Annotated in this window: 9 protein-coding genes; 7 read left to right on the forward strand and 2 right to left on the reverse strand. The window is 49.9% G+C overall.

The annotated features are described in order from the left end of the window. The first annotated feature begins 1,328 nt into the window (after positions 1-1,328). Both P1P89_20795 and P1P89_20800 read left to right on the forward strand, forming a co-directional pair. A complete protein-coding gene (locus P1P89_20795; protein ID MDF1593953.1) occupies positions 1,329-1,850 on the forward strand; it encodes a hypothetical protein in 522 nt (173 codons plus the stop codon). Beyond that, positions 1,847-2,368, forward strand: coding sequence for an amidohydrolase family protein (locus tag P1P89_20800; GenBank protein MDF1593954.1), 522 nt, complete (start codon positions 1,847-1,849; stop codon positions 2,366-2,368). The genes P1P89_20795 and P1P89_20800 overlap by 4 nt, the downstream gene beginning before the upstream one ends. 324 nt (positions 2,369-2,692) lie before the next feature. On the opposite strand, the gene P1P89_20805 is transcribed toward P1P89_20800, so the two are convergent. Next, a complete protein-coding gene (locus P1P89_20805) occupies positions 2,693-2,833 on the reverse strand; it encodes a hypothetical protein (protein MDF1593955.1) in 141 nt (46 codons plus the stop codon). A 159-nt stretch (positions 2,834-2,992) separates the two neighbouring features. Between P1P89_20805 and P1P89_20810 the strand changes: the two genes are divergently transcribed. Both P1P89_20810 and P1P89_20815 read left to right on the forward strand, forming a co-directional pair. Continuing rightward, the gene (locus tag P1P89_20810) at positions 2,993-3,178 is read left to right on the forward strand and encodes a hypothetical protein (protein MDF1593956.1); all 186 of its coding nucleotides are present in this window, start codon (positions 2,993-2,995) and stop codon (positions 3,176-3,178) included. Then, the gene (locus tag P1P89_20815) at positions 3,126-3,695 is read left to right on the forward strand and encodes a hypothetical protein (protein MDF1593957.1); all 570 of its coding nucleotides are present in this window, start codon (positions 3,126-3,128) and stop codon (positions 3,693-3,695) included. The genes P1P89_20810 and P1P89_20815 overlap by 53 nt, the downstream gene beginning before the upstream one ends. 31 nt (positions 3,696-3,726) lie before the next feature. On the opposite strand, the gene P1P89_20820 is transcribed toward P1P89_20815, so the two are convergent. Next, positions 3,727-4,167 carry a hypothetical protein gene (locus P1P89_20820; protein ID MDF1593958.1) on the reverse strand — a complete coding sequence of 147 codons (441 nt, stop codon included), beginning with the start codon at positions 4,165-4,167 and terminating at the stop codon, positions 3,727-3,729. 301 nt (positions 4,168-4,468) lie between these two features. Here P1P89_20820 and P1P89_20825 point away from each other — a divergent pair, with 301 nt between their 5' ends. From P1P89_20825 to P1P89_20835, 3 genes are all read left to right on the forward strand, one after another. Then, a complete protein-coding gene (locus tag P1P89_20825) occupies positions 4,469-6,394 on the forward strand; it encodes an aldehyde ferredoxin oxidoreductase family protein (protein MDF1593959.1) in 1,926 nt (641 codons plus the stop codon). Beyond that, the gene (locus P1P89_20830) at positions 6,391-7,434 is read left to right on the forward strand and encodes an alcohol dehydrogenase catalytic domain-containing protein (GenBank protein ID MDF1593960.1); all 1,044 of its coding nucleotides are present in this window, start codon (positions 6,391-6,393) and stop codon (positions 7,432-7,434) included. The genes P1P89_20825 and P1P89_20830 overlap by 4 nt, the downstream gene beginning before the upstream one ends. Positions 7,435-7,498: 64 nt before the next feature. Next, positions 7,499-9,031, forward strand: coding sequence for an altronate dehydratase family protein (locus P1P89_20835; GenBank protein ID MDF1593961.1), 1,533 nt, complete (start codon positions 7,499-7,501; stop codon positions 9,029-9,031). Positions 9,032-9,133 lie beyond the last annotated feature (102 nt).

Genomic DNA, 9,133 nt, shown 5'->3' on the forward strand with positions numbered 1-9,133 from the left:
CTTGGGCCATCGGGACAATCACCCGGGGGTATCGGGACAACCCCTTGGAAGAGATGGCATTCCGCCATCAATCGCAATTCGAAAAAGAAGAAAAACCCTACGATGTTGTCAAAGAAGTTACTAAAGAGATCACTTTATGGCCGGATAATCTTTTCGATATTAGAAAAATCGCATAATTAAAGGTACAGTTTTTATTTTTTATAATTTTGGGGATTATCGGAATCATGCTTGAAATTTTTGGCCAAATTGCACTACTGTAAAGACTGGCAAGCAATGCGCACTCTATCTCAAGTATGAATGTAGAAACTATAGAACAACTTGTTAGCTTTGATCACTAGTAGAAGGGTCCGAAATCCATGGGTACCTATCGATACTGGCACCATTTCCTGGCATTGGAAGCCGATTTTGCAGTGACCTCGCGGTATGTCGAATTCTCGACTCAGAATTTCTCAACGTTCTCGATTGAGTACACGAAGCTCCTCCTTGCCGCAGGGTCCGAGATCGACGTGCTTTGCAAGATCATTTGCGAGAATGTGGATAGCGCGGCGAAGAATAAAAACATTAACGATTACAGAGAGTGTCTGACTGAACATACCCAGATCGCGACCGAAGAAGTGTTGATACGCAGGTACAATCTCGCTTTTAAACCTTGGTCGGATTGGGCTTCGGGAAAGAATCCCAATTGGTGGTATAGTTACAACAAAGTTAAGCATCAGCGAGACTCACACTTTTCCGAGGCTAACATCGAAAATTGTGCGAATGCGATTTCTGGTCTCTTTTTAATCGTTCTTTATTGTCATAAGGCCGAGAAGAGCAGGGATAGCTTGGAGCCTTACCCTGTCGTTCTCGGTAGGGATAGCGAGCCAAGCCACCTAATGGTGGAATCGGGGTACCATATTTCCGCGTTCACATAAGTAATGCATAGCCTTGCTCTACACTAGATTCAGGCCAAAGAACGGCCCTCCTTGGTGAGCAAGTCATTAGCGGTCACTTTGGCTATGAAAAGGCATTATTCCAGCCTTTAATATTTTGAGGATTGTTGGAACCATGCTTGAAATTTTCGGCCAAATCGCACTACTGTAAAAGCTGGCAAGGAGTTTTCAGTCTTGATAGACAAAAAATTAAAGGTTTGGGCATATGAACATAAGACCTGCATTATCTATGATTTCTGAATTGATTCGGGAAAAACAGTTTCCTTGTTCTTCGATTTCAACACAAGATTTTTGAGCCTGTAACAAATTGATATTGTAGAGTTATTAATTTTATCAAAACTTTCAGCTTGTTAATCAAGCGGTATAAAATCGCATAACCAATGCTGGAGGATGATCATGAAAAAATCGAAATTAATTACCCTTTTGATCCCCTGTATGATTACGGGTATTCTCTTGTTTGTTTGCTCGATTTCAGCCTCCCCCCTTGAGCCGATTCATTTCATCAACGTGCACGGCCATTATGTTCCCTTGGGTCCCGAGTTTCCGCCTAAATCGAAGATGGCCGTTCATTTCAAATTCGACGGCATGCCAGTGAGTGAGTTCTTCGCCAGCATGGACCGGTGGGGCGTCGACATCTTCATCAACGAGTTGTCGCCGACGTCCATATGGAAGGGCGTCACCGAGATTGATAAGGGCCTCCCCAAGATGAGCGAACTCTATCCGCGTCGGGTTGTCTCGCTCTATGGCGGCAAGGCATTAAGACTTTTGCATCAGGTTGTCCTGAAGGGAAGCTACACCGCCCAGCATGAAAAAAATTCGTTCGCCTCATCGAGCAGGCGATGCAGTCGGGAGAATATAAGGGGTTCGGAGAGATCGGGCTACACCACATGCCGTCGGTGGAGCGGAACGCCAACATGATCATCAAGGCCGATCATCCCTGGATGCTGAGGCTCGCCGACATCGCCGCCAAATACGACGTTCCCATCGACATCCACATGGAGGCGACAGACGACAACCTCGCCGCGCTTGAACGGCTGCTGGCGCACAATAGAAACACCAAGATCATCTGGGCTCATGCCGGATGGTCGCAACTTGGCACCGCCACCGCGGATGTCTGGGAGCGGTTGATGGCGCGGCAATCGAACCTTTATGGCAGTATCAAGCACAGGACTCCGACCAGGCGAGACCCCTCGCCGATGGTCAATGTCAGAGATGAAAGCGGCAGGATTGAGGCCGACTGGCTGCGCCTGTTCGAGAGGTTCACCGACCGCTTTATGATCGGCGCCGACATCGGGCCAGGCACCTTTGTCAAGGGCGGCAACGACTTTCGGCATCTCAAGCACACGCAGGCGTTCCTTCGCCGGCTACCCCCGCACCTCCTCGGTCCGATCGCCAGGGATAACGCCATCCGCGTGTTCAATCTATCGGCGGACTAAACATTGCCTACATTTGACTAAAATGGTGATCGAAAGATCGTCGAGCGGTTTATTACTAAAGATAATATTGAAATTATGGATTCTACCAAATTTATAACTTACTCTTGCAGCTGACAGCTAAACGCTGCACTTGATTTGCGCCGTTACCGATATCTGCTATATACCGCATGTTTTTCAAGGCTTAATAAACTAAAGCTGTCTCCAACTTATCAAAGAACCAAAAGTGTGGAATCCGGCCATTAGTTCCCTCGGACTTTTAACGAAAATTTTTGAAGAATATCGAAATTAATCTGCTGGGCCTTGCTGCCATAATAATAAAATCCACTAATTCTGAAGTCTGAAAATTATTCTGAGCACATCGTTTTTAAAGCTTGTCGATGTGATTCGGAACCCGCCGATCATCTTTGTTGAGCCCACATGGGGACCGATACAGGGGCAGGCGTCATATTTATCTTGATTATTCAGATAGATATAATTTATAATCCGATTAAATTTAAAGAACGATTTAAACCTCCCTGCATGTTTTTTGCTCGCCGAAAATATATCAGATCGGGTATCGTGCCGTATTGACCGTATTGGATGGGCAACTAAGTTCGATTGACAGAAGGAACAGGAAAAGATCGGATGGTTGACACATTAAAAACTAAGAACATTTTAGGCGTTGATAAAGGATTGGTGGCGATGTTTCTTAAGATGTCGCCGGAGGAACGCTTAGAAGCGAACGATAATGCCGTACGTACTATTTTGGAGTTGAGAAATGCCTACAGGCAGCAAAAAAACAACAGACGCAGACCTGAGCGCAATCCTTGAAGGGCTTATACGCGCCGACGTTAAGTTTATCCTTGTCGGCGGACTTGCCGCGGTTGTTCAGGGAGCTCCGGTCACAACGATGGATGTTGATATAGTATATAACCGCTCCTCTGAGAATATTGCTAAACTTTTAACATTTTTAAAATCGATTGACGCCATCCATCGTCGCCCAGACGACAACGTAATAGCGCCAGGGGAAAATGATTTTACGGGCATGGGCCATGCGCTTTTTACGACCCGCTTAGGGCCGCTTGACGTTTTGGCTGTTATCGAAGAAGGCAAAAGTTATGAAGACCTTCTTGACCACACAGTCGAAATTGAATTTAGGGGCCATACGCTCCTTGTCCTTGATCTTAAGATGCTGGTAGAACTTAAACGAAACGCTAAAGACCTTAAAGACAAGCAGCGACTCCCTGTTCTTGAAGAAACATTGCTGCAGCTGATGGAAGCGTCCGGCATTGATTCGAGTTCGAGCGCCAAGGATAAAGACAACAAGACCCCTGAATCAACTGATTGAGCAGCTACCTAACTCCAAAACATTTTAAAATTCACGCATCTTGAAGCCTGAAGATTATTCTGAGCACATCGTTTTTAAAGTTTGTCGATGTAATCCGGAACCCGCCGATCATTTTTGTTGAGCCCACATGGGGACCGATACAGGGGCAGGCATCGTAATCCCCCACCGTGACAATCCGGATGGTGTCCCCCGCGTCCCGGGGTAACCGTTCGGTATTATAGTTTGCCGAAGCCGCTTCTTTGCTTATATGCGCTTCCGTTACCGGCAAGTCGGCAGCGATCACGGCATTGACGCGTTTTTCAATTTCTTTAATTTCATCATCGCTTAAATTTCTTTGAAAATGGTAGTCGCATTTTGATTTTTTCTTTTCAATATGCGCGCTAAAGCACCGGCCGCAACCGAACATTCGGTCCATGGTCTGATTCAGAATATGTTCGGCTGAATGCATGCGGGGATCATAAACTTTGTCCATCAGCGTCCTTTTCCGTATTCTAAATTGTCTTGAACATCCCGATTTTAAATCACTTTTTAAAACATTCCATTCAATAAGGCAACAAGTTCTGATAGCGGAACCCTTTTCCAGCTGATCTACGGATGTCCCGATTATATGGTTGAATATACATTTAAAGTATGCAATTTTCCTGCTGATGAAGGAGCGAATTTGAAAATCAAGAGACACCGAATCCGTCAGAAATTCCGGCGCTCCAGACTTTGAATTACCATTATGTGCAACGCTGATCCTATGCGCATTGCCATGAAAGGAGCCCTGCTTTATGAAGGGATACAATGGTAAATTTTTGCGGGTGGACCTCTCCAGCGGCAACATATCTGTGGATAGTCCATCGGAAGATTATTACAGGCTTTATCTGGGCGGCCGGGGTTTTATTATTGAAAAACTTCTTTCCGAGCTTCCGGCCGGGACCGATCCCCTGGGCTCTGAAAACAAGCTTATTTTTGCCCTGGGCCCTATGAGCGGCCATCCGATTCCGGGCGGCGGACGAAACAGCATCGGGGCCAAATCCCCCCTTACCGGAACATTCGGTGAAAGTGAAGTCGGCGGCTTCTGGGGGGCTGAATTGAAACGGGCGGGTTTTGATGCCGTTATCATTGAAGGGGCTTCGCCCCGGCCGGTCTACCTCAAGATCGAAAACGGCCTGGCGGAAATCCGGGATGCGGCCGACATATGGGGCCTGGAAGTTGCGGATGCCCAAAAGGTCGTCCGGGAGGAACTCGGCGGCAAAAAATTTCGGACGGCCGCCATCGGCCCGGCCGGCGAAAATCTGGTACGATTTGCCTGTATTTTAAACGACGTCTCCCACGCTGCCGGCAGGACCGGCATGGGCGCGGTGATGGGTTCCAAAAAACTGAAACTCATCGCCGTAAAAGGCGACAAAGCGCCTGAAATGGCCCAGCGGGAAAAAATCCTGGAAATGGCCCGGGTAATGACCCAAAACACCAAAGAAAAGCCCACCGGCTTCTCAATCCACGGGACAGGCGGCGCCATCACGAACTTTGCGGCAACGGGCAACCTGCCCGTTCGCAACTTTCAGGGCGGCCTTTTCCCCGGCGTCAAAGAGATAAGCCCCCAGCGCATGAAGGAAAAGGGGTACTGGGATAAGATGGAGAGCTGCTTCGGATGTCCTGTGCGGTGCAAGAAAAAACTGAAATCCATCAGCGCTCCCTGGCCGGTGGACCCGACCTACGGCGGACCGGAATACGAAACCCTGGCCGCCCTCGGCTCCAATTGCGGCATCGATAATCTGGAAGCCGTTATGAAAGGCCACGAGCTTTGCGGCCGATTTGGATTGGATACCATATCCGCCGGCGCAACGATTGCGTTTGCCATGGAATGCACTGAAAATGGGATCCTAGCCCGGAAAGACACCGACGGCATCGATCTCGCTTTCGGCAATGCCGACGCCATGGTGCAGATGATCGAACGGATCGCCTTGCGGAAAGGATTCGGAAACCTTCTGGCCGAAGGAACCCAGCGGGCTGCGGAAAGCATTGGAAAGGGCGCCCATAAGTTTGCAATCCACGTCAAAGGAAACGAAATCCCCATGCACGAACCCCGTCTGAAACAGGGACTGGGCCTTCACTATAGCGTCCATGCCGGCGGAGCCGACCACTGCACCGGCATCCATGATGAGAGGCTGGATACGGCCGCCATGGACCGCATCGATATGGCCGAAGCAATGCCCCCCACAGAGCTGAGCCCCCGCAAAGTACGGGCTCTCTATCAGTTTGGCATGTGGCGGCAGATGACCAATTATATCGGCATGTGCCTGTTTCTGCCCTGGAGTCAAAATCAGATCATGGAAGCCATGGAATATATTACCGGCTGGCCCATGAGCTACTGGCGGCTTATGAAGACAACCGAACGGGGGATCACCCTGTCCCGCATCTTCAACCTGCGGGAAGGACTTAGCGGCAAAGACGATACCCTGCCCGCCAGGTTTTACACGCCGCATCCCGATGGCCCGCTGAAAGAGGTATCGGTGGATCCGGGCCAGCTGGCCGAAGCGCAGAAACTCTACTACCAGATGCTCGGATGGGATGCGTCCGGCGTGCCGACCTATGCCAGACTGGTTGAGCTTAATCTGGAATGGGCCTATGAACACCTGAAAAAAACCGTGAGTGAGCGCCAACAAACAAAACATCAGAAAAACGGGCGGCGTATTAAAAAGGTGAAAAAATGAGTTCCATGTCTGCAATCGCAAAAATGAAGCTGGCCAAAGGGGTCGATCTGCATGAATTTCCCCGACCGGTCCCAATGGATAATGAGGTCTTAATCAAAGTTAAAATTTCCGGGATATGCGGTTCGGACCTAAAGCTCTACAACATAGAAGCCATGACCGCGCGAAAAATAGCACTGCCCATCATATTGGGGCATGAGTTCTGCGGCGTGGTGGAAGCCCTGGGCCCCAAGGTCACAAGCCTTCAAGTGGGGGATCGCGTGGCCGGCGAGCCCCATATCCCCTGCATGACCTGCTTTACCTGCGATACGGGAAATGCCCACATTTGCCCCCATCAGAAAAATGTGGGTCGAACGGTCAATGGCAGTTTTGCCGAATATCTGACCGTGCCTGAGATAAGCGTCCGAAAGGTTCCGGAAGCCCTTACGGATCATGAGGCGGCGCTGCTGGAACCCATGGGCGTAGCGGTGCATGCGGTTCGTAAAAACGACATTGCCGGAGACAATGTCCTGGTCCTGGGTTGCGGGCCCATCGGATTGATGTCGATCTCAGCCGCAAAAGCCTTTGGAGCGGCCCGGGTATTTGCCACCGGCCGAAACCCGGAAAAGCTGCAAAAAGGGCTGCTGATGGGAGCAGACCAGATATTTAATGCATCGGATAAAGGGGTGACAGAAAAAATTCGTTCACAGGCGGGCGAGAGCGGCATTGGAACCGTCATCGACATGTCGGGAAGCGAGGAGGCCATCCAGCAGGGGCTTCAGGTGCTGCGCCCCGGCGGAACGTTAGTGCTTGCGGGCATACCCGGCAAGCATATCGATTTAAATGCCCTGGCCTATAATATTTATAACGAAATCCGGATTACAGGGATTTTTGGCAGAAAATTATGGGAGAGCTGGATTTTAAGTGAAATGCTTTTAAAACAGGGAAAAATCAAAACGGAAGTGCTCATGGGATCATCATTTAGCGTGGGGGATTATGAACAGGCTTTTGCCGAGGCCTTTTCAGGCAAATCAGGGAGGACCTTTATTTCCTTTTGTAACTGATCTCCCCTGGACAGATATTTTTGAGAACAGGCCAATCAGGATCTGACGAACCTTTGAGGAACAGATGAATACTAAAAACATACCGCTGACCATTCGACTGAACAGTGCGGACAATATCATTGTGGCGGGTAAAGAACTCCTGCCGGAAACTGAAATCCGGGAAGAAAATCTTACCTGCCGAGAGGTGATTCCGGTTGGCCACAAGATCGCAACGACAACCATCCGGCCCGGCCAGCCGGTCATAAAATATAACCAGACCATCGGGTTTGCCAAAGCTACCATTCATCCCGGGGAGCATATTCACCTTCACAATCTGGAATACAAGGAATTTGATCGCGATCCCGCCATCAGCATTGAAGCCCGGGCGACAAAACCGATACCCGAGGAATTGCGGGCGACTTTTCAGGGAATTATTCGTCCGGACAACCGGATCGCCACGCGTAATTATATCGGCGTTGTTTCCACGGTCAACTGTTCATCGACGGTGGTTCGGCGTATTGCCCGATCGTTTCCGGACAGTACTTTAACTGATTTTCCGAACATTGACGGCATCGTACCCATTTGCCATGAAACAGGCTGCGGTACGGCCAGCAGCGGGGAGGCACTGGAAATTCTGCAACGGACCTTAGCCGGCTATATCCGCCATCCGAATTTTGCCGGCATTCTGATCGTCGGTTTGGGCTGTGAAAAGATCTCCATTGAGTCTCTCCTCAACAATACCCCTGTTGAAACCGGGTCCCTGCTTCAGACCATGATGATCCAGGAAACCGGCGGCACCCCTGCATCGGTCCGCGAGGGCGCCGCCCGGATCAGAGAGATGCTTTCCGAAGCCAATAAGGTGGAGCGTTGTCCTGTTCCCGCAAGCCATATTATTCTGGGCCTTGAGTGCGGCGGCTCTGACGCCTATTCCGGCATTACGGCAAACCCCGCCTTGGGGGAAGCGGTAAATATCCTTGTGCGCAACGGCGGAACGGCCGTGCTGAGTGAAACGCCTGAGATCTACGGCGCCGAACATCTCCTCACCAGACGCGCCGCCACCAAAAAAGTGGGCGAAAAACTGATTGCCAGAATCAGTTGGTGGAAGGATTACTTGGCTCGTAATGCCTGTGACATGGATAATAATCCTTCACCGGGAAACAAGGCGGGGGGGTTGACCACCATACTGGAAAAATCTTTGGGGGCTGTGGCAAAAGGCGGGACGACCAACCTGATGGAAGTGTATCACTTTGCCCAGCCGGTCAAGGAAAAAGGTCTCGTTTTTATGGATACCCCCGGCTATGACCCTGTTTCAGTCACCGGGATGGTTGCCGGCGGCGCCAATGTGATCGGTTTCACCACCGGGAGGGGCTCGGTTTTCGGGTGCAAACCCGCCCCGGTCATTAAGCTGGCGACAAACACGGTTCTCTACCAGCGTATGCAAGACGATATGGATATAAATTGCGGTACGATTGCCGATGGAGAGACAACCGTGACCCAGATGGGTGAGCAGATTTTCCGCTTAATCCTTGAAACAGCTTCCGGCCGAAAGACAAAAAGCGAATCTATGGATATAGGTGATAATGAATTCGCTCTTTGGAACATTGGAGCGGTGGTATAAGCGCCGATAGGAAATGACTTATCCCCTTAGGGCTTACGCAAAAATTAATTCACATTTTCACTGGAGCAATTGAGTAGTTCCAGTTAGGCCGTTGTGTGTAAT

The organism is Desulfobacterales bacterium (genome assembly GCA_029211065.1).
Taxonomy (GTDB): Bacteria; Desulfobacterota; Desulfobacteria; order Desulfobacterales; family JARGFK01; genus JARGFK01.

What these genes read in the sequence shown, in the direction of transcription:
- P1P89_20810 (MDF1593956.1), top strand. Translation starts at nt 2,993, where the DNA reads ATGGTTGACACATTAAAAACTAAGAACATTTTAGGCGTTGATAAAGGA.
- P1P89_20795 (MDF1593953.1), top strand. Translation starts at nt 1,329, where the DNA reads ATGAAAAAATCGAAATTAATTACCCTTTTGATCCCCTGTATGATTACG.
- P1P89_20815 (MDF1593957.1), top strand. Translation starts at nt 3,126, where the DNA reads ATGCCTACAGGCAGCAAAAAAACAACAGACGCAGACCTGAGCGCAATC.
- P1P89_20830 (MDF1593960.1), top strand. Translation starts at nt 6,391, where the DNA reads ATGAGTTCCATGTCTGCAATCGCAAAAATGAAGCTGGCCAAAGGGGTC.
- P1P89_20820 (MDF1593958.1), bottom strand. Translation starts at nt 4,167, where the DNA reads ATGGACAAAGTTTATGATCCCCGCATGCATTCAGCCGAACATATTCTG.
- P1P89_20800 (MDF1593954.1), top strand. Translation starts at nt 1,847, where the DNA reads ATGATCATCAAGGCCGATCATCCCTGGATGCTGAGGCTCGCCGACATC.
- P1P89_20825 (MDF1593959.1), top strand. Translation starts at nt 4,469, where the DNA reads ATGAAGGGATACAATGGTAAATTTTTGCGGGTGGACCTCTCCAGCGGC.
- P1P89_20835 (MDF1593961.1), top strand. Translation starts at nt 7,499, where the DNA reads ATGAATACTAAAAACATACCGCTGACCATTCGACTGAACAGTGCGGAC.